The sequence below is a fragment of the Bacillus sp. FSL R5-0576 genome, from assembly GCF_038004765.1.
In the GTDB taxonomy this organism is placed as follows: domain Bacteria; phylum Bacillota; class Bacilli; order Bacillales; family Bacillaceae; genus Bacillus; species Bacillus subtilis.
This window is the reverse complement of sequence record NZ_JBBORU010000001.1, coordinates 2,633,752-2,653,842: the sequence shown is the minus strand read 5'-3', so window position 1 is coordinate 2,653,842 and position 20,091 is coordinate 2,633,752. Positions and strand designations below refer to the sequence as shown.

The following is a 20,091-nucleotide window of genomic DNA, read 5'->3' as shown; positions in this document are numbered from 1 at the left end:
GATGTTTGTTTCTTATAAATGGTTAGAGGATTATGTTGATTTAAAAGGCATGGACCCGGCTGTTCTTGCTGAAAAAATTACAAGAGCCGGTATTGAGGTTGAAGGAATTGAATACAAAGGAGAAGGCATCAAAGGCATTGTCATCGGCCATGTGCTGGAGCGCGAGCAGCACCCGAATGCTGATAAGCTGAATAAGTGCCTTGTGGATATCGGAGCTGAAGCCCCTGTACAAATCATTTGCGGCGCGCCGAATGTGGATAAGGGACAAAAAGTCGCAGTTGCAACAGTCGGAGCGGTGCTGCCGGGCAATTTCAAAATCAAAAAAGCCAAGCTTCGCGGTGAAGAATCAAATGGCATGATCTGTTCCTTACAGGAGCTTGGTATCGAAAGCAAACTTGTGGCGAAGGAGTATGCAGAAGGCATTTTCGTATTCCCTAATGACGCTGAAACAGGAAGCGATGCCTTAGCGGCTTTACAGCTTGACGATGCGATTCTTGAGCTGGGTTTAACGCCAAACCGCGCGGATGCCATGAACATGCTTGGTGTTGCTTACGAGGTTGCCGCAATTTTAGACACTGAGGTAAAGCTTCCGCAAACGGATTACCCGGCTGCTTCAGAACAAGCGTCTGATTACATTTCAGTCAAAATTGAAGATCAAGAAGCGAACCCGCTGTACACTGCAAAAATCATTAAAAATGTCACGATTGCTCCGTCACCGCTTTGGATGCAGACAAAGCTGATGAATGCAGGCATTCGTCCGCACAACAACGTCGTTGACATCACAAATTTTGTCCTGTTGGAATACGGACAGCCGCTTCATGCGTTTGATTATGACAGATTTGGCTCTAAGGAAGTCGTAGTAAGAAAAGCAGCTGAGAATGAAATGATCGTCACTCTTGATGATCAAGAACGTAAGCTGTCCGCCGATCACCTTGTCATTACAAACGGAATGAAAGCGCAGGCCGTTGCGGGTGTCATGGGAGGAGCAGAGTCAGAGGTTCAGGAAGATACGAAAACGATTTTGCTTGAGGCTGCGTATTTCAACGGGCAGACGGTTCGCAAGGCTTCCAAAGACCTTGGTTTGAGAAGTGAATCAAGCGTAAGATTTGAAAAAGGAATTGATCCGGCGCGCGTACGTCTTGCAGCAGAACGGGCTGCGCAGCTGATCCATCTGTATGCCGGCGGTGAGGTGCTTGCTGGAACAGTTGAGGAAGATCACCTGACAATCGAAGCAAATAACATTCACGTATCTGCTAACAAAGTGAGCAGCGTTCTAGGCCTGACGATCAGTAAAGAAGAACTGATCAGCATTTATAAACGTCTCGGTTTTACGGTCGGTGAAGCGGATGAACTTCTCGTTGTGACTGTCCCATCACGCCGCGGCGACATTACAATAGAAGAGGATTTAATTGAAGAAGCGGCAAGACTGTACGGCTACGATAACATTCCGTCTACGCTTCCTGAGACAGCGGGAACTACAGGCGGATTAACGCCATATCAGGCAAAACGCCGTAAAGTCAGACGCTTCCTTGAAGGCGCAGGCTTATCACAGGCCATCACTTACTCACTGACAAACGAGAAGAAAGCGGCAGCGTTTGCGATTGAAAAATCACTGAATACTGTGCTTGCGCTTCCAATGAGTGAAGAAAGAAGCATTCTCAGACACAGTCTTGTTCCGAATCTGCTTGATTCTGTTTCTTACAACCTTGCGAGGCAGACTGACTCAGTTGCACTGTACGAAGTTGGCTCCGTTTTCCTAACGAAGGAAGAGGACACAAAACCTGTTGAAACAGAACGCGTAGCAGGAGCTGTTACCGGATTATGGCGCAAGCAGCTATGGCAGGGTGAAAAGAAACCAGTTGATTTCTTTGTTGTCAAAGGAATTGTGGAAGGGCTGTTAGACAAACTCAACGTCCTAGACAGCATTGAATTTGTACAGTCTGAACGCAAACAGCTGCATCCGGGCAGAACAGCGAACATTTTATTGAATGGTTCTCTGATCGGCTTCATCGGCCAAGTCCATCCTTCATTGGAAAAAGAACTGGATATAAAGGAAACATACGTATTTGAGCTCGATCTTCATGCGTTGCTCGCAGCAGAAACAGCACCGCTTGTTTACACGGCGATTCCGAAATATCCGTCTGTGACACGTGATATCGCCCTTGTAACAGATAAAACCGTCACAAGCGGACAGCTCGAGAGCGTCATTAAAGAGGCTGGCGGCAAGCTTCTGAAAGAGGTAACCGTCTTTGACGTATACGAAGGCGAACATATGGAGGAAGGCAAGAAGTCAGTCGCTTTCTCACTCCAGTATGTCAATCCTGAACAAACACTGACTGAAGAAGAAGTGACAAAGGCGCACAGCAAAGTGCTGAAAGCGTTGGAAGACACATATCAAGCTGTTTTAAGAGGATGATAAAAAAGCTTGCAGAGAAATGCAAGCTCAGCGTGTCGGCAAACCCCCGCATTCGTTGTCAGGTCTGCGCGTTGGTGCTCACGCATTAGAACATTCGCTGTGCTCCAATGCTCGCCTTTCCTAGACTTCAAGGGTTTTCAATCACGCTGAAAATATGAAAAAAGCTTGCAGAGAAATCTGCAAGCTTTTTTCTATGAGCGTTTTTTATCAGCAAGGCGCTGCGCTTTTTGCGTATTGGCGAAATGGAGTTTTGTAAAGGTTCTGAGTTCAGATGCCCCTTTTTTGAGGATTAGCTTGGCGGCCGCTTCATCGACGTGCGGACCGGCGCCTTTTGGAAGCGTCATTCCTGCCGCGCGTGATAGTTTATCCATTTCCATTAAAAACGAATATCTTGCAATGATTGAAGCAGCGGCGACAGCCAGGTGAATACCTTCAGCTTTTGTGCTAAAATAGGTCCGCTCCTTCACAATGTCTCTGCCCTTTAAATGATTGAAGTAGACGCCTGGCTCAGCGAATTGGTCAATCAAAATGGCTTCAGGCTTTACTCCATCCAATTTTCTTAATAAATGGGTGATCGCCTGATTGTGCAGCAAAGCTTTCATTTTCCCTTGGCTCATGCCTTTTTCCTGCATACTGTTATACTTTTCATTCTTTAAAACCAGCAGGCTATATGGAATGGTTTTGATCAGGTTTCGGGCAATCTCGATGATTTGCGGATCTTTTAAATCTTTAGAATCCTTAACACCGAGTTCCTTCATTAAAGGAAGCATGGTTTTGTCGACGTACGCACATACAACCGTCATTGGGCCAAAGTAATCTCCGGTTCCGACTTCGTCAGAACCGATAACAGACATTCCGGCGATATCTGCCGGAGGGGCATAGCGGGGATCAGCCGGCTTTTTGGCCGTTTTCTTCTTTTCCTGAGGCTCTGCTGTTCCCCAGCGCGCGGATTCTGCCGCAGCGTTTTTGCCTTGAAACAAGACCTTGCCTGATTTATATGCTGTAATGGTACAGCCGGGCGGTTTCGCCTGAAAAACGGCTCCCTGCGGAACAGAGGCTGTAAGCGAACCGCTGTACGTCATTTTCATTTGGTCAATAGCAGACAACGATACTTTTATCACTGAATGGGACACGTAATAATCTCCTTTTTTTACACTTTTCACTGTATATACCAGTGTATCATAACAGCGGGAGGCTCGTCTTTCCATTCATTTAATAAACGTGTTATGATAAGAACTAGGATTCTCGCGGAATGGAGGAGAAACGTTGTCTGACGGCAAAAAAACAAAAACAACCGTTGACATTTACGGCCAGCACTTCACGATTGTCGGTGAAGAAAGCAGAGCCCATATGAGGTATGTCGCCGGAATTGTTGATGATAAAATGAGAGAAATCAATGAAAAAAATCCATACCTTGATATAAATAAACTTGCAGTGCTGACAGCGGTAAATGTGGTGCACGATTATGTCAAATTACAAGAGAAATGTGAAAAACTGGAGCGTCAGCTTAAAGAAAAGGATTGAACAACTATGCTAGATATCATCATCTTAATCTTGCTCCTGATGGGGACTTTACTGGGGTTAAAACGCGGTTTTATCCTGCAGTTTATCCGCTTGACGAGCTTTATTTTATCAATTGCCTTTGCGGCTTTATTCTATAAAAACGTGGCACCGCATTTACATTGGATTCCCGCACCCGATTTTTCAGCGGGACAGCCGGCTCTTTCTTTTTTTACGGGGAATTTGGAAGCAGCGTACTATAATGCGATTGCGTTTATCGTTTTATTTATCATTGCTAAAATCTTACTGAGAATCATCGGCTCGTTCCTGAGTATTGTAGCCGGCATTCCGGTGATTAAACAAATTAACCAGATGCTGGGCGCCGTTCTCGGTTTTCTAGAAGTCTATTTATTTACATTTGTGCTGCTGTATGTCGCATCCGTTCTTCCGATAGATGCACTGCAGCAAATGATGGGGCAATCGTCCCTCGCAAATGTGATCATTAACCATACACCATACTTGTCAGGGCTCCTACAAGAGCTGTGGACACAGTACGGGGCATAAAAAACTTCTCTTGTCCGGAGAAGTTTTTTTCAAGTATGATGGAAACATATGTGAACGTCTGGGGGTTATGATATGCATAAAAAAGATATTATCCGGCTGCTTGAAACCATTGCAGTCTATATGGAACTCAAAGGGGACAACCCGTTTAAAGTATCCGCCTTCCGAAAAGCGGCGGCAGCCTTGGAACAGGACGACCGAAGCTTATCAGAAATGGACGATATGATGTCGCTGTCCGGAATTGGAAAAGGAACGTACAGCGTCATTAAAGAGTATATAGATGAAGGAAAGTCAAGCACGCTCGAATCGCTGCAGAAAGAAGTGCCGGAAGGACTCGTGCCTTTATTGAAGCTGCCAGGGCTCGGCGGCAAAAAAATCGCAAAGCTGTATAAAGAGCTCGGCGTACACGATGCAGAATCTCTGAAGGAAGCCTGTGAGCAGCAAAAGGTCCAGGGTCTTGCGGGCTTCGGCAAAAAATCGGAAGAAAAAATATTACAGGCGCTCGGGGAAGCCGGAAAACAGCCTGAACGGTTCCCGATCGGATACGCCCTCCGGATCGCGCGGGAAATTGAGGAGCATCTTTCTCAATTTACGCATATCATCAAATTTTCCCGTGCCGGAAGTCTCCGCAGAGCGCGGGAAACGGTGAAGGATCTGGATTATATCATTGCTACAGATCATCCGGCTGAAGTAAGAGAGCAGCTTCTTGAGCTGCCAAACATCAAAAGCGTGATCGCAAGCGGAGATACGAAGGTGTCCGTCATCCTTTCCTTTGAATATGAAACAAGCGTCGATTTCCGTCTTGTGACGGAAGAGCAGTTTCCGACAACACTCCATCATTTTACGGGATCAAAGGATCACAATATTAAGATGCGCCAAATCGCCAAAGAACGCGGCGAGCGGATCAGTGAATACGGCGTTGAGACAGTTGAAACCGGAGAGATCAAAACATTTCCGAGTGAACGTGAATTTTATGCGCACTTCGGCCTGCCGCTGATTCCGCCGGAAATTCGTGAAAGCGGACAGGAAGTGGAAACTTACAGCGACAGCATTGAACTGATAGAGCTCGGGCAAATCAAAGGTGATCTCCACATGCACTCAACGTGGAGCGATGGCGCATTTTCGATCAGAGAGATGGCTGAAGCCTGCATCAAAAAAGGCTATCAATACATGGCGATCACCGATCACTCACAATATTTAAAGGTTGCCAACGGGCTTACTGCAGAAAGACTTAAGCAGCAGGCAAAAGAAATTGACGCGCTGAATGCAGAGTTCGAAAACTTCCGTATTTTGAAAGGCGTTGAGATGGATATCCTGCCTGACGGTACGCTCGATTATGATGACGATGTGCTTGCGGAAATGGATATCGTTATTGCATCGATTCATTCCAGTTTTAATCAGCCGGAACACGTGATTATGAAACGGCTTGAGACGGCACTGACAAACAAGCATGTTGACATTATCGCACACCCGACCGGGCGCCTTATCGGCAGACGGGCCGGTTACGAAATCGATATTGATCAGCTGATTGAGCTTGCGAGGAAAACAAATACGGCGCTTGAACTCAACGCCAACCCTGCGCGCCTTGATCTGCGCACAGAGCATTTAATGAAAGCAAATGAACAAGGGGTTACATTGGTGATTAATACTGATGCCCATAATATTGAGATGTTAGACGATATGAAAACTGGCGTTACTGCCGCGCGCAAAGGATGGACGGAAACGAAAAACGTTCTGAATGCCCGGTCGCTTAAAGACGTAGAGGCATTTCTGAAGCGCAACGATTAAGTAAGGAGGCTCACACAATCGTGCAGCAAAAAGTATTATCAGCTCTTGAATTTCATAAAGTGAAAGAACAGGTTATTGGGCATGCCGCTTCATCGCTCGGAAAAGAAATGCTTCTCGAGCTTAAGCCTTCTGCTTCTATAGACGAAATCAAAAAACAGCTGGATGAAGTAGACGAAGCTTCTGACATTATCCGGCTGAGAGGCCAAGCGCCATTTGGCGGCCTTGTAGATATCAGAGGAGCGTTAAGACGGGCGGAAATCGGCAGCGTTCTCAGTCCATCTGAATTCACTGAAATCTCAGGCCTGCTTTATGCAGTTAAACAAATGAAACATTTTATCACCCAAATGGCTGAAGACGGTGTCGACATTCCGCTGATCCATCAGCATGCTGAACAGCTTATCACGCTGTCCGATTTAGAGCGGGACATTAATTCCTGCATCGATGATCACGGAGAAGTGCTTGATCATGCATCGGAAACATTAAGAGGAATCCGCACACAGCTCAGAACACTCGAATCAAGAGTCAGAGACCGGTTAGAGTCGATGCTGCGTTCCTCTTCCGCATCGAAAATGCTGTCTGATACGATTGTTACGATTCGGAATGACCGCTTTGTGATCCCGGTCAAACAGGAGTACAGATCCAGCTATGGAGGAATTGTGCACGACACCTCATCCTCTGGTGCGACACTATTCATTGAACCGCAGGCGATTGTAGATATGAACAATTCCCTTCAACAGACGAAAGTGAAAGAAAAGCAAGAAATTGAACGGATTTTGCGTGTGCTGACAGAGAAAACGGCAGAGTATACAGAGGAGCTATTTCTAGATTTGCAAGTGCTGCAGACGCTTGACTTTATTTTTGCAAAAGCTAGATATGCAAAAGCGGTTAAAGCAACAAAACCGATTATGAACGACACCGGCTTTATCCGTTTGAAAAAAGCCCGCCATCCATTGCTTCCGCCTGACCAGGTTGTTGCCAATGACATCGAGCTTGGCCGCGATTTTTCAACCATTGTCATCACAGGGCCAAACACAGGGGGGAAAACAGTCACCCTTAAAACGTTAGGCCTGCTAACCTTAATGGCGCAATCAGGTCTTCATATCCCGGCAGATGAAGGGTCAGAAGCGGCAGTATTTGAGCACGTATTCGCTGATATCGGTGATGAACAGTCGATTGAGCAAAGTTTAAGTACGTTCTCATCCCATATGGTGAACATTGTCGGCATTTTAGAACAGGTCAATGAAAACAGCCTTGTGCTTTTCGATGAACTTGGTGCAGGGACAGACCCGCAGGAGGGGGCGGCCCTCGCCATGAGCATCTTGGATGACGTGCATCGCACCAATGCACGAGTGTTAGCTACGACGCATTATCCGGAATTGAAGGCGTACGGCTATAACAGAGAAGGCGTCATGAATGCCAGCGTTGAATTTGACATCGAAACGCTGTCACCGACCTATAAACTTTTAATCGGTGTGCCGGGTCGAAGCAATGCTTTCGAAATTTCAAAACGCCTCGGGCTTCCGGACCATATCATCGGGCAGGCGAAGTCAGAAATGACGGCCGAGCATAACGAAGTCGATACGATGATTGCGTCGCTGGAACAAAGCAAAAAACGTGCGGAAGAAGAGCTTTCTGAGACAGAATCAATCAGAAAAGAAGCGGAAAAACTGCATAAAGAGCTGCAGCAGCAAATCATCGAGCTTAACAGCAAAAAAGACAAAATGCTTGAAGAGGCAGAACAGCAGGCTGCTGAAAAAGTAAAAGCGGCAATGAAAGAAGCCGAGGACATTATTCATGAATTGCGCACCATAAAAGAAGAACACAAATCCTTCAAGGATCACGAGCTGATTAACGCGAAGAAACGGTTAGAAGGCGCTATGCCTGCTTTTGAAAAGTCCAAGAAACCGGAAAAGCCGAAAACGCAAAAACGCGACTTTAAGCCTGGCGACGAGGTGAAAGTCCTCACTTTCGGGCAAAAAGGAACATTGCTCGAAAAAACAGGCGGCAATGAATGGAACGTTCAAATCGGTATTTTAAAGATGAAAGTAAAAGAAAAAGATCTGGAGTTTATCAAATCAGCTCCGGAGCCAAAAAAAGAAAAAATGATTACAGCGGTCAAGGGAAAGGACTATCACGTATCGCTTGAACTTGATCTTCGCGGCGAACGCTATGAAAATGCCCTCAGCCGGGTTGAAAAATACTTGGATGATGCGGTGTTAGCCGGATATCCAAGAGTGTCAATCATCCACGGAAAAGGAACCGGCGCTTTAAGAAAAGGCGTACAGGATCTTCTGAAAAACCACCGCAGCGTCAAAAGTTCCCGTTTCGGTGAAGCAGGTGAGGGAGGATCAGGCGTTACGGTAGTTGAACTAAAATAAAAGGGAGTATGGCCATGAGTGATTTTTGGGAAAACGAGCTTGTGGAAATCGCGGCATATTACAGTGTCGCGGTTCTCTGCCTCGTCCTCTTTTTGACTGTGTTTGAGCTGGTGACGGCTTATAAAAACTGGGAAGAGATTCAAAAAGGAAATCTTGCGGTGGCAATGGCGACCGGCGGAAAAATTTTGGGGATCGCAAACGTATTTCAGCATTCCATCTCCCAGCATAATTCGCTTCTGCAAATGATCGGCTGGGGCGTTTACGGGTTTGTTATGCTTCTGATCAGCTACTTTATTTTTGAGTTTTTGACTCCGCGGTTTAAAATTGATCAGGAAATCGAAAATGATAACCGGGCTGTCGGCTTTATTTCATTTGTCATTTCTGTCGGGCTTTCATTTGTAGTGGCAGCCGGAATATAAGGGGACGGAGAATAAATGGAAAAGCTTGCGAAAATACTGCTCGCCGCGGCGGGAATCTTTTTGTTAATTGGTCTTATATATCTGTTCATATTATGAGAAAAAGAAAGATTTACCTTTCTTTTTCTTTTTTTTGCCGTCCATCTGCTATAATGATAAGGTGGATCTCTAAAATCGAAAGGGGAGGTTTTATGCAGTCTCAAAAGCCGTGGCTTGCCGAGTATCCCAACGATATCCCGCATGAGCTTCCGTTGCCGAATAAAACCCTGCAATCCATCCTGACAGACTCCGCCGCACGATTCCCTGATAAAACCGCAATATCGTTTTATGGAAAAAAACTCACCTTTCATGACATTCTGACGGATGCTCTTAAACTTGCAGCTTTTTTGCAGTGCAATGGCCTGCAAAAAGGAGACAGAGTGGCTGTTATGCTGCCCAATTGCCCGCAAACAGTGATTTCTTATTATGGCGTCTTGTTTGCCGGTGGCATCGTGGTGCAGACGAATCCGCTTTATACCGAGCATGAGCTTGAATACCAGCTTAGAGATGCTCAGGTAAGTGTAATCATCACCTTAGATTTGCTTTTTCCGAAGGCAATAAAAATGAAAACGTTATCAATAGTCGACCAGATTTTGATAACCAGCGTAAAAGACTATTTACCTTTTCCGAAGAATATTCTTTACCCGCTGACGCAAAAACAAAAAGTGCATATCGACTTTGACAAAACAGCTAACATTCACACGTTCGCTTCCAGTATGAAGCAGGAAAAAACTGAACTCCTGACAATCCCGAAGATCGATCCTGAGCATGATATCGCTGTCCTCCAGTATACCGGAGGAACAACCGGAGCTCCAAAAGGGGTCATGCTCACGCACCAAAATATTTTGGCAAATACTGAAATGTGCGCCGCTTGGATGTATGACGTGAAAGAAGGCGCTGAAAAAGTGCTGGGCATCGTCCCGTTTTTTCATGTCTACGGACTGACGGCAGTCATGAACTATTCGATTAAACTAGGCTTCGAAATGATACTTCTTCCTAAGTTTGATCCGCTCGAAACACTTAAAATCATCGACAAACACAAACCGACGCTCTTTCCTGGCGCACCGACAATTTACATTGGCCTTTTGCATCACCCCGAATTGCAGCATTATGATCTGTCATCCATTAAAAGCTGTCTTAGCGGATCAGCCGCGCTCCCCGTGGAGGTAAAGCAGAAATTTGAAAAGGTGACTGGCGGAAAGCTTGTGGAAGGCTATGGTTTGTCTGAGGCATCCCCAGTGACGCACGCCAATTTTATCTGGGGAAAAAACAAGCCGGGCAGTATCGGCTGTCCTTGGCCGAGTACGGACGCCGCGATCTATTCTGAAGAGACGGGTGAGCTTGCCGCTCCGTATGAGCATGGAGAAATCATTGTAAAAGGTCCGCAAGTCATGAAAGGATACTGGAATAAACCAGAGGAAACCGCCGCTGTGCTGAGAGATGGCTGGCTGTTCACCGGGGACATGGGCTATATGGATGAAGAAGGCTTCTTCTATATTGCTGACAGGAAGAAGGATATCATCATTGCCGGCGGTTACAATATTTACCCGCGTGAGGTAGAAGAAGCGCTTTATGAACATGAAGCCATCCAGGAAATTGTTGTCGCAGGCGTTCCCGATTCCTACAGGGGAGAAACAGTAAAAGCATTTGTCGTATTAAAGAAAGGCACAAAAGCCGATGCAGAAGAACTGGACACTTTTGCGAGATCACGTCTAGCTCCCTATAAGGTGCCCAAAGCCTATGAGTTCAGAAAAGAGCTGCCGAAAACGGCGGTGGGAAAAATTTTAAGAAGGCGTTTACTTGAAGAAGAAACCGAAAATCATCATATCAAATAAAAAAAGAGAACGTCCATGAATAAACTTGACAAACCTGAAAATCCTTCTTATCATAAAATTATGAATGAATAGTCATTCATTTCTATAGGAAGGAACGATGAACATTGAAGCAAAAACGGCCAAAGTATATGCAGATTATTGATGCAGCAGTAGAAGTCATTGCAGAAAACGGCTACCATCAGTCACAGGTATCCAAAATTGCCAAACAAGCCGGAGTAGCGGACGGCACCATCTATCTCTACTTTAAAAACAAAGAAGATATTTTAATTTCTCTTTTCAAAGAAAAAATGGGTCAATTTATTGAGAGGATGGAAGAGGACATTAAAGAAAAAGCAACAGCGAAAGAGAAATTGGCGCTTGTGATTTCAAAGCATTTTTCCCTTTTAGCGGGTGACCATAATCTCGCGATTGTCACGCAGCTTGAGCTCCGCCAATCCAACTTGGAGCTGCGCCAAAAAATCAACGAAATATTAAAAGGCTACTTAAATATTTTGGATGGCATTTTGACGGAAGGTATACAATCAGGCGAATTAAAAGAAGGCCTCGACGTCCGCCTCGCCCGGCAGATGATTTTTGGAACGATTGATGAAACCGTGACAACATGGGTGATGAATGACCAAAAGTACGATCTCGCTTCGCTTTCAGACAGCGTTTTAGAATTATTGGTGTCCGGAATTCATAATAAGTAAAGGAGTTCTGTCCTATGAATGCAATATCACTGGCAGTTGATCAATTTGTGGCAGTTTTGGCGATTCACAATCCGCCGGCAAATGCGCTTTCCAGCCGGATATTAGAAGAGCTGTCTTCCTGTCTTGATCAATGTGAGACAGATGCAGGCGTACGAAGCATTATCATTCACGGCGAGGGAAGATTTTTCTCAGCCGGCGCTGATATTAAAGAATTTACATCGCTTAAAGGCAATGAGGATTCCTCATTGCTCGCTGAGCGCGGCCAGCAGTTAATGGAGAGAATCGAAAGCTTTCCAAAACCGATTATCGCAGCGATTCACGGCGCTGCTCTCGGAGGCGGGCTGGAGCTTGCGATGGCCTGTCATATCAGAATCGCAGCAGAAGATGCTAAGCTGGGGCTCCCGGAGCTTAATCTCGGTATCATTCCGGGTTTTGCGGGGACACAGCGCCTTCCGAGATATGTCGGTACAGCCAAAGCATTAGAGCTCATCGGATCAGGAGAACCGATATCCGGAAAAGAAGCGCTTGATCTCGGACTTGTCTCAATTGGAGCGAAAGATGAGGCAGAAGTGATTGAAAAAGCAAAAGCACTTGCCGCTAAGTTTGCAGAGAAAAGCCCGCAAACGCTCGCGTCTTTGCTTGAGCTTCTTTATTCCAACAAGGTGTATTCCTATGAAGGCAGCTTAAAGCTTGAAGCAAAACGATTTGGGGAAGCATTTGAGTCAGAGGACGCCAAGGAAGGCATCCAGGCATTTCTCGAAAAAAGAAAGCCTCAGTTCAAAGGCGAATAAAAGGGGATATGATCATGAATCTATTTGTACTGATGAAACGGACGTTTGACACAGAAGAAAAAATCGTCATTGAAACAGGAAAGATTCAGGATGACGGAGCGGAATGGATCATTAATCCATATGATGAGTACGCGATAGAAGAAGCCATCCAGCTGAAGGAAAAGCATGGCGGCACGATCACCGCCGTCACGGTCGGCGGTGAAGAAGCGGAGAAAGAATTGCGTACGGCGCTTGCCATGGGTTGTGACCAAGCTGTTTTAATCAACATAGAAGATGATCTCGAAGAACCCGACCAATATTCCATTTCTCAAGTTTTATACCACTATATGAAGGATCAGGAGTTTGATTTGATTCTCGGCGGAAATGTTGCCATTGACGGAGGATCAGGACAAGTGGCGCCTCGGCTTGCCGAGCTACTGGACATTCCATGTATCACTACGATCACCAAACTCGAAATCAACGGCACTGATGCAGAAGCAGAAAGGGACGTCGAAGGGGATGTTGAAAAAATCAAAACGACGCTCCCATTGCTTGTCACAGCTCAGCAGGGCTTAAACGAGCCGCGCTATCCATCGCTTCCGGGAATTATGAAGGCTAAGAAAAAGCCGCTTGAAGAGCTTGAACTTGATGATCTTGACCTGGACGAAGAGGATGCTGAACCAAAGCTGAAAACCATTGAGCGTTTTCTGCCGCCGAAAAAAGAAGCCGGGAAGCTTCTCCAAGGTGAGCCTGCCGAACAGGCAAAAGAGCTTGTCTCATTGCTCCGCAGCGAAGCTAAAGTCATTTAAAGCTTGGACATTCAAAGAAACAGGGGGATGTTAGAATGGGAAAAAAAGTGATCGTGCTTGGAGAAATACGCGATGGGGAATTGCGGAATGTCACCTTTGAAGCAATAGCTGCAGGAAGAACCATTTCAGGAGACGGGGAAGTCATCGGTGTTCTCATCGGTGAAAATATACAAAGCATTGCACAAGAGCTTATTCATTACGGAGCAGATAAAGTTCTTACCGCTGAGGACCCGAAGCTGAAAACATACACGGCAGACGGGTACAGCCAGGTCATGAGAGGTGTTATCGAGCAAGAAAATCCTGATTCAGTCATCTTCGGGCATACGGCAATGGGCAAGGATCTTTCACCGAAGCTTGCTGCCCGGCTGCAAACAGGCTTAATTTCTGATGCTATAGATGTAAGCGTTACCGGAGGGAATGTTGTGTTCACACGCCCGATTTACTCGGGGAAAGCTTTTGAACGCGTCATTTCAACCGATCCGATGATCTTTGCAACAATTCGCCCCAATAACATTCAAGCTTCAGAAAAAGACATCAGCAGGTCGGGAAGCATCGAAAGCATGAATGTCTCTCTTACTGACCTTCGCACCGTGATTCAAGAGGTCGTGAAAAAAACGGCGGACGGTGTTGATCTCTCCGAAGCGAAAATTATCGTTGCGGGCGGCCGAGGAGTCAAAAGCAAGGAAGGATTTCAGCCGCTGCAGGCGCTTGCAGAGGTGCTAGGGGCCGCAGTCGGGGCTTCTCGCGGGGCATGTGACGCTGATTATTGCGATTATGCTCTCCAAATCGGGCAGACCGGGAAAGTCGTCACTCCGGATTTGTACATTGCATGCGGCATTTCCGGCGCCATCCAGCATTTGGCCGGCATGTCAAACAGCAAGGTGATCGTCGCCATCAATAAAGACCCCGAAGCCGATATCTTTAAAATAGCGGATTACGGCATCGTCGGTGATTTATTTGAAGTTGTCCCGTTATTAACTGAGGAATTCAAACAATTGAATATACACTCATAAAGGAAATCCCGGACTTTAAAAGTTCGGGATTTTTTCATATTTATAAATACATACGTACAAATATAAAAACAATAGAAAATGTCGTTGACATGTACGAACATATATAATATGGTTACTTTAAAAGCGCTTACATTCATGCTGACTCCTCAGGCAAAAGACAGATCACATATTTGACTGTGGTGCTTTTCATATCCGTATGAAAGGAATGATCAGAGGCATGTCTGAACATCAAGCAGTGATTCAAACAGATATCGTAAAAGGAACCATTAACAAAAATATATACGGTCATTTTGCTGAGCATTTAGGAAGAGGGATTTATGAGGGGATCTGGGTTGGAACGGACTCAGACATCCCCAATATCAACGGGATACGAAAGGACGTGCTGGAGGCGCTCAAACAGCTGCACATTCCTGTCCTCAGGTGGCCGGGCGGGTGTTTTGCGGACGAATACCATTGGGCAAACGGTGTCGGTGACCGTAAGACAATGCTGAACACTCACTGGGGCGGTACAATTGAATCAAATGAATTCGGAACGCATGAATTTATGATGCTTTGCGAGCTGCTTGAATGCGAGCCATATATTTGCGGCAATGTCGGAAGCGGAACCGTTCAGGAAATGGCGGAGTGGATTGAGTATATGACATTTGAAGAAGGCACGCCGATGTCAGACTGGAGAAAACAAAATGGAAGAGAAGAGCCTTGGAATCTGAAATATTTCGGCGTGGGTAATGAAAATTGGGGCTGCGGCGGCAACATGCATCCCGAATACTACGCAGATCTGTACCGGCGTTTTCAGACTTATGTCCGCAATTACAGCGGGAATGAAATTTATAAAATTGCAGGCGGCGCAAATGTGGATGATTTTAATTGGACGGACGTGCTTATGAAAAAAGCCGCTGGCCTGATGGACGGGTTGAGTCTTCATTATTACACGATTCCGGGGGATTTCTGGAAGGGCAAAGGATCAGCCACAGAATTCACGGAAGATGAATGGTTTATTACGATGAAAAAAGCCAAATACATCGATGAATTGATTCAAAAACACGGCACGATTATGGACCGGTACGATCCGGAGCAGCGGGTCGGGCTGATTATTGATGAATGGGGCACGTGGTTTGATCCCGAGCCAGGCACGAATCCCGGTTTCTTATATCAGCAAAACACCATTCGTGATGCACTGGTGGCGGCTTCTCATTTCCACATTTTCCATCAGCATTGCCGCCGGGTGCAAATGGCCAACATCGCCCAAACAGTAAACGTTCTACAAGCGATGATTTTGACTGAGGGCAAGCGGATGCTTTTGACACCGACGTACCATGTATTCAATATGTTTAAGGTGCACCAGGACGCTTCTCTTTTAGCAACAGAGACAATGTCTGCCGACTATGAATGGAAGGGTGAAACGCTTCCGCAAATCAGCATTTCAGCGTCGAAACAAGCTGAAGGCGATATCAATATCACAATTTGCAACATCGATCACCAAAACAAAGCGGAGGCGGAAATCGAGCTGAGAGGCCTACAAAAGGCAGCGGACCATTCCGGAGTCATTCTTACGGCAGAAAAAATGAATGCGCATAACACGTTTGACGATCCTCATCATGTTAAACCGGAATCCTTCAGACAATACACGCTCAGCAAAAACAAACTGAAAGTAAAACTCCCGCCAATGTCAGTCGTCTTACTTACGCTGCGTGCTGATTCTTAATCGCGCAAGAGCGCCGGAGCTTCATGCCGGCGCTCTTTTTCAGGTTTTAAAACAGCTCCGGCAGGGCATGGTAAAGTACATGACAGTGAAGAGGAGATGTGATCTTATGCTTCGTACCATTTTAATGATTATTGGGGCAATTGTAGTGATCGGGGCCATTATCAGATTTGTGTTTTAAAAAAAGAGCATATCCCATTCAACCATATAAAAATGAGTAAACCGGCTGTGATCAGGAAAAAATAATTTGTAAGCATTAAAATAGCGTGAACGAATGGGAGATGCTATACTAAAAATCATCATTTCACATTGGAGGAATTCAATAATGGCTATCGTAAAAGCAACTGATCAATCTTTCTCAGCTGAAACAAGCGAAGGCGTCGTACTGGCAGACTTCTGGGCTCCTTGGTGCGGACCTTGTAAAATGATTGCACCTGTTCTTGAAGAATTGGATCAAGAAATGGGAGACAAACTGAAAATCGTAAAAATCGATGTAGACGAAAACCAAGAAACTGCCGGAAAATACGGCGTTATGAGCATCCCGACTCTTCTTGTGTTAAAAGACGGCGAAGTAGTTGAAACTTCAGTCGGCTTCAAACCAAAAGAAGCGCTTCAAGAGCTTGTAAACAAACATCTTTAATTTTCCGCTGCTTACATGCCAGAGCGATTCCGATTGAGGGATCGCTTTTTTTATTCGCCAATTGTGAACCATAGAGAAAAACAAACGTTCGTGTTAAACTGGATATAAAGGATTAAACATAAGGAAGGGTAACATATGAACAAACAACTGAAAGAAAAACTCGCCCTCCTTCCCGATCAACCGGGTTGTTATCTCATGAAGGACCGGCAGCAGACTGTGATCTACGTAGGGAAAGCAAAAGTGCTGAAAAACAGAGTGCGCTCCTACTTCACCGGTTCTCACGACGCGAAAACCCAAAGGCTTGTGACGGAAATCGAGGATTTTGAATATATCGTGACGTCCTCCAATCTTGAAGCGCTTATTTTAGAAATGAATCTGATCAAAAAGCATGATCCGAAATACAACGTCATGCTCAAAGACGACAAAACCTATCCTTTCATAAAACTCACCCATGAACGCCACCCAAGGCTGATTGTCACCCGCAATGTCAAAAAAGACAAAGGGCGCTATTTCGGGCCGTATCCGAATGTACAGGCAGCAAGGGAAACAAAAAAACTGCTCGACCGTCTGTATCCTCTCAGAAAATGCTCCAAGCTCCCGGACAGAGTGTGCCTTTATTATCATCTGGGCCAATGTCTTGCTCCGTGCGTAAAGGATATTTCCGAAGAGACGAACAGAGAGCTGGTTGAAAGCATTACACGTTTCTTAAGGGGCGGCTATAATGAGGTCAAAAAAGAGCTTGAAGAGAAAATGCATGAAGCTGCTGAGAATCTTGAGTTTGAACGAGCAAAAGAGCTTCGTGACCAAATGGCCCATATTGAATCAACGATGGAAAAACAAAAAATGACGATGAACGATCTAGTCGACCGTGATGTGTTCGCGTACGCGTACGATAAGGGCTGGATGTGCGTGCAGGTCTTTTTCATCCGCCAAGGAAAGCTCATTGAACGCGATGTCAGCATGTTCCCGCTTTATCAGGAAGCAGATGAAGAGTTCCTCACGTTCATCGGGCAGTTCTATTCAAAAAACAACCACTTCCTTCCGAAGGAGATTTTAGTTCCGGACAGCGTAGATCAATCTATGATCGAGCAGCTGCTGGAAACAAACGTTCACCAGCCGAAAAAAGGCCCGAAAAAAGAACTGCTCATGCTTGCCCATAAAAATGCGAAAATCGCATTGAAAGAAAAATTCTCTTTAATCGAACGGGACGAGGAGCGTTCAATCGGGGCTGTGCAGAAACTAGGTGAGGCATTAAATATTTATACGCCGCACAGAATTGAAGCGTTTGATAACTCAAACATACAGGGGACAAACCCGGTTTCCGCGATGATTGTGTTTATCGACGGCAAACCATACAAAAAGGAATACCGCAAATATAAAATCAAAACCGTTACAGGGCCGGATGATTACGGTTCTATGAGAGAGGTTGTCAGAAGACGCTATACGAGAGTGCTTCGTGAGAATCTGCCGCTGCCCGATCTGATCATCATTGACGGAGGAAAAGGGCAGATCAACGCAGCAAGGGATGTCATTGAAAATGAACTCGGCTTGGATATCCCGATCGCCGGTTTAGCGAAAGATGAAAAACACAGAACCTCAAATTTACTGATCGGTGATCCGCTGGAGGTGGTGTATCTGGAACGAAACAGCCAGGAATTTTACCTCCTGCAGCGCATTCAGGACGAGGTGCACCGTTTTGCAATCAGTTTTCACAGGCAAATCCGCGGAAAAAGCGCATTTCAATCCGTTTTGGACGACATCCCGGGTATCGGAGAGAAAAGAAAGAAAATGCTGTTAAAGCATTTCGGTTCCGTTAAAAAAATGAAGGAAGCAAGCCTTGAGGACATCAAAAAAGCCGGTGTTCCCGCAGCGGCGGCTCAGCTCCTTTACGACAAATTGCAAAAATAATGTTGTCCTTTTAAATAAGATCTGATAAAATGTGAACTAATTTCATAGTTAGATCGTGTTATATGGTGAAGATAGAGGTGCGAACTTCAAGAGTATGCCTTTGGAGAAAGATGGATTCTGTGAAAAAGGCTGAAAGGGGAGCGTCGCCGAAGCAAATAAAACCCCATCGGTATTATTTGCTGGCCGTGCATTGAATAAATGTAAGGCTGTCAAGAAATCATTTTCTTGGAGGGCTATCTCGTTGTTCATAATCATTCATGATGATTAATTGATAAGCAATGAGAGTATTCCTCTCATTGCTTTTTTTATTGTGGACAAAGCGCTCTTTCTCCTCACCCGCACGAACCAAAATGTAAAGGGTGGTAATACATGGGTCTTATTGTACAAAAATTCGGAGGCACTTCCGTCGGCTCAGTCGAAAAAATTCAAAATGCGGCAAACCGCGCAATTGCAGAAAAACAGAAAGGCCATCAAGTCGTTGTCGTCGTTTCAGCAATGGGAAAATCCACTGACGAATTGGTCAGCCTTGCAAAAGCTATTTCTGACCAGCCGAGCAAACGCGAAATGGATATGCTGCTGGCGACAGGCGAGCAGGTCACGATTTCACTCCTTTCAATGGCATTGCAGGAAAAAGGCTATGACGCTGTGTCTTATACTGGCTGGCAGGCGGGAATCCGTACGGAGGCCATTCACGGAAACGCCAGAATTACAGATATCGACACTTCGGTTTTAGCAGACCAGCTTGAAAAAGGAAAAATTGTCATTGTTGCAGGCTTCCAAGGCATGACAGAGGATTGTGAAATTACGACATTGGGCCGGGGCGGTTCAGATACAACAGCAGTTGCTTTGGCTGCCGCTTTAAAAGCTGATAAATGTGACATATACACAGACGTGCCAGGTGTGTTTACAACCGATCCGCGCTATGTGAAATCAGCGAGAAAACTTGCGGGCATCTCATACGATGAAATGCTTGAGCTTGCCAATTTAGGCGCCGGCGTTCTTCATCCGAGAGCAGTTGAGTTCGCGAAAAATTACCAAGTGCCGTTAGAAGTGCGTTCAAGTACAGAAACCGAAGCGGGAACATTAATTGAGGAGGAATCATCCATGGAACAGAATTTAATTGTCAGAGGAATTGCATTTGAAGATCGAATCACAAGAGTAACCATTTACGGGCTGACTAGCGGTCTGACAACTTTGTCTACTATTTTTACGACACTTGCCAAAAGAAACATAAACGTGGATATCATTATCCAAACGCAGGCCGAGGACAAGACTGGAATTTCCTTCTCTGTCAAAACAGAAGATGCAGACCAAACCGTTGCGGTGCTTGAAGAGTATAAAGACGCGCTGGAATTTGAGAAAATCGAGACAGAAAGCAAATTGGCTAAAGTATCCATTGTTGGATCCGGCATGGTCTCAAATCCCGGTGTAGCGGCTGAAATGTTTGCTGTACTGGCGCAAAAAAACATTTTAATCAAAATGGTCAGCACATCTGAAATCAAAGTGTCAACAGTCGTAAGCGAAAATGACATGGTGAAAGCAGTCGAGTCGCTTCACGATGCATTTGAGCTTTCAAAACACCCTTCAGCTGTGTAATGACAATCAAAAAGGCGGGACTATGCAGTCA

At 45.5% G+C, this 20,091-nt stretch carries 16 protein-coding genes and 1 riboswitch; of the genes, 15 read left to right on the top strand and 1 reads right to left on the bottom strand.

Features of this window, described 5'->3' with window-relative positions; all coding sequences use genetic code 11:
• Position 1: 1 nt before the first annotated feature.
• Entirely contained in the window at positions 2-2,416 is a 2,415-nt protein-coding gene (gene pheT, locus NX903_RS13665) for a phenylalanine--tRNA ligase subunit beta (protein WP_137200915.1), read from the top strand.
• 191 nt (positions 2,417-2,607) lie between these two features.
• Here the strand turns inward: pheT and rnhC are convergent, their stop codons facing one another.
• Positions 2,608-3,549 carry a ribonuclease HIII gene (gene rnhC, locus NX903_RS13660; protein WP_086344176.1) on the bottom strand — a complete coding sequence of 314 codons (942 nt, stop codon included), beginning with the start codon at positions 3,547-3,549 and terminating at the stop codon, positions 2,608-2,610.
• A gap of 133 nt (positions 3,550-3,682) precedes the next feature.
• On the opposite strand from rnhC, the gene zapA reads away from it, so the two are divergent.
• The 14 genes from zapA to NX903_RS13590 all read left to right on the top strand — a co-directional run bounded on the left by zapA (position 3,683) and on the right by NX903_RS13590 (position 20,060).
• Positions 3,683-3,940 (top strand): cell division protein ZapA, encoded by a 258-nt coding sequence (gene zapA / locus NX903_RS13655; protein ID WP_003229534.1) that lies wholly within the window; start codon positions 3,683-3,685, stop codon positions 3,938-3,940.
• Positions 3,941-3,946: 6 nt separating this feature from the next.
• Positions 3,947-4,480, top strand: coding sequence for a CvpA family protein (locus NX903_RS13650; protein WP_014477597.1), 534 nt, complete (start codon positions 3,947-3,949; stop codon positions 4,478-4,480).
• A gap of 72 nt (positions 4,481-4,552) precedes the next feature.
• Entirely contained in the window at positions 4,553-6,265 is a 1,713-nt protein-coding gene (gene polX, locus NX903_RS13645) for a DNA polymerase/3'-5' exonuclease PolX (protein WP_003229538.1), read from the top strand.
• 20 nt (positions 6,266-6,285) lie between these two features.
• Positions 6,286-8,643: an endonuclease MutS2 gene (locus NX903_RS13640; RefSeq protein WP_086344175.1), complete on the top strand. Its 2,358-nt coding sequence runs from the start codon at positions 6,286-6,288 to the stop codon at positions 8,641-8,643.
• A gap of 14 nt (positions 8,644-8,657) precedes the next feature.
• Positions 8,658-9,062: a DUF350 domain-containing protein gene (locus NX903_RS13635; protein WP_003237674.1), complete on the top strand. Its 405-nt coding sequence runs from the start codon at positions 8,658-8,660 to the stop codon at positions 9,060-9,062.
• Positions 9,063-9,250: 188 nt separating this feature from the next.
• Positions 9,251-10,933: a long-chain-fatty-acid--CoA ligase LcfA gene (lcfA, locus tag NX903_RS13630; RefSeq protein WP_086344174.1), complete on the top strand. Its 1,683-nt coding sequence runs from the start codon at positions 9,251-9,253 to the stop codon at positions 10,931-10,933.
• 104 nt (positions 10,934-11,037) lie between these two features.
• Positions 11,038-11,622: a fatty acid metabolism transcriptional regulator FadR gene (gene fadR / locus NX903_RS13625; protein WP_070547620.1), complete on the top strand. Its 585-nt coding sequence runs from the start codon at positions 11,038-11,040 to the stop codon at positions 11,620-11,622.
• Positions 11,623-11,636: 14 nt separating this feature from the next.
• Positions 11,637-12,413, top strand: coding sequence for an enoyl-CoA hydratase (locus NX903_RS13620; RefSeq protein WP_024573019.1), 777 nt, complete (start codon positions 11,637-11,639; stop codon positions 12,411-12,413).
• 14 nt (positions 12,414-12,427) lie between these two features.
• The gene (etfB, locus tag NX903_RS13615; RefSeq protein WP_014480500.1) at positions 12,428-13,201 is read left to right on the top strand and encodes an electron transfer flavoprotein subunit beta; all 774 of its coding nucleotides are present in this window, start codon (positions 12,428-12,430) and stop codon (positions 13,199-13,201) included.
• A gap of 35 nt (positions 13,202-13,236) precedes the next feature.
• On the top strand, positions 13,237-14,214 hold the full coding sequence (etfA, locus tag NX903_RS13610; RefSeq protein WP_086344173.1) for an electron transfer flavoprotein subunit alpha: 978 nt from the start codon (positions 13,237-13,239) through the stop codon (positions 14,212-14,214).
• 217 nt (positions 14,215-14,431) lie between these two features.
• A complete protein-coding gene (abfB, locus tag NX903_RS13605) occupies positions 14,432-15,919 on the top strand; it encodes an alpha-L-arabinofuranosidase AbfB (protein ID WP_086344172.1) in 1,488 nt (495 codons plus the stop codon).
• 322 nt (positions 15,920-16,241) lie between these two features.
• Positions 16,242-16,556: a thioredoxin gene (gene trxA / locus NX903_RS13600; protein ID WP_003222500.1), complete on the top strand. Its 315-nt coding sequence runs from the start codon at positions 16,242-16,244 to the stop codon at positions 16,554-16,556.
• 135 nt (positions 16,557-16,691) lie between these two features.
• A complete protein-coding gene (uvrC, locus tag NX903_RS13595) occupies positions 16,692-18,464 on the top strand; it encodes an excinuclease ABC subunit UvrC (protein ID WP_015714476.1) in 1,773 nt (590 codons plus the stop codon).
• A 64-nt stretch (positions 18,465-18,528) separates the two neighbouring features.
• A riboswitch (Lysine riboswitch) is annotated at positions 18,529-18,708 on the top strand.
• 125 nt (positions 18,709-18,833) lie between these two features.
• Positions 18,834-20,060 carry an aspartate kinase gene (locus NX903_RS13590; RefSeq protein ID WP_086344171.1) on the top strand — a complete coding sequence of 409 codons (1,227 nt, stop codon included), beginning with the start codon at positions 18,834-18,836 and terminating at the stop codon, positions 20,058-20,060.
• Positions 20,061-20,091: the final 31 nt, after the last annotated feature.

Bases quoted from the DNA above. Each gene is read 5' to 3' on its own strand.
- NX903_RS13590 (WP_086344171.1), top strand. From the start codon at position 18,834: ATGGGTCTTATTGTACAAAAATTCGGAGGCACTTCCGTCGGCTCAGTC.
- etfA (WP_086344173.1), top strand. From the start codon at position 13,237: ATGGGAAAAAAAGTGATCGTGCTTGGAGAAATACGCGATGGGGAATTG.
- pheT (WP_137200915.1), top strand. From the start codon at position 2: ATGTTTGTTTCTTATAAATGGTTAGAGGATTATGTTGATTTAAAAGGC.
- polX (WP_003229538.1), top strand. From the start codon at position 4,553: ATGCATAAAAAAGATATTATCCGGCTGCTTGAAACCATTGCAGTCTAT.
- NX903_RS13635 (WP_003237674.1), top strand. From the start codon at position 8,658: ATGAGTGATTTTTGGGAAAACGAGCTTGTGGAAATCGCGGCATATTAC.
- trxA (WP_003222500.1), top strand. From the start codon at position 16,242: ATGGCTATCGTAAAAGCAACTGATCAATCTTTCTCAGCTGAAACAAGC.
- uvrC (WP_015714476.1), top strand. From the start codon at position 16,692: ATGAACAAACAACTGAAAGAAAAACTCGCCCTCCTTCCCGATCAACCG.
- etfB (WP_014480500.1), top strand. From the start codon at position 12,428: ATGAATCTATTTGTACTGATGAAACGGACGTTTGACACAGAAGAAAAA.
- NX903_RS13650 (WP_014477597.1), top strand. From the start codon at position 3,947: ATGCTAGATATCATCATCTTAATCTTGCTCCTGATGGGGACTTTACTG.
- abfB (WP_086344172.1), top strand. From the start codon at position 14,432: ATGTCTGAACATCAAGCAGTGATTCAAACAGATATCGTAAAAGGAACC.
- lcfA (WP_086344174.1), top strand. From the start codon at position 9,251: ATGCAGTCTCAAAAGCCGTGGCTTGCCGAGTATCCCAACGATATCCCG.
- NX903_RS13620 (WP_024573019.1), top strand. From the start codon at position 11,637: ATGAATGCAATATCACTGGCAGTTGATCAATTTGTGGCAGTTTTGGCG.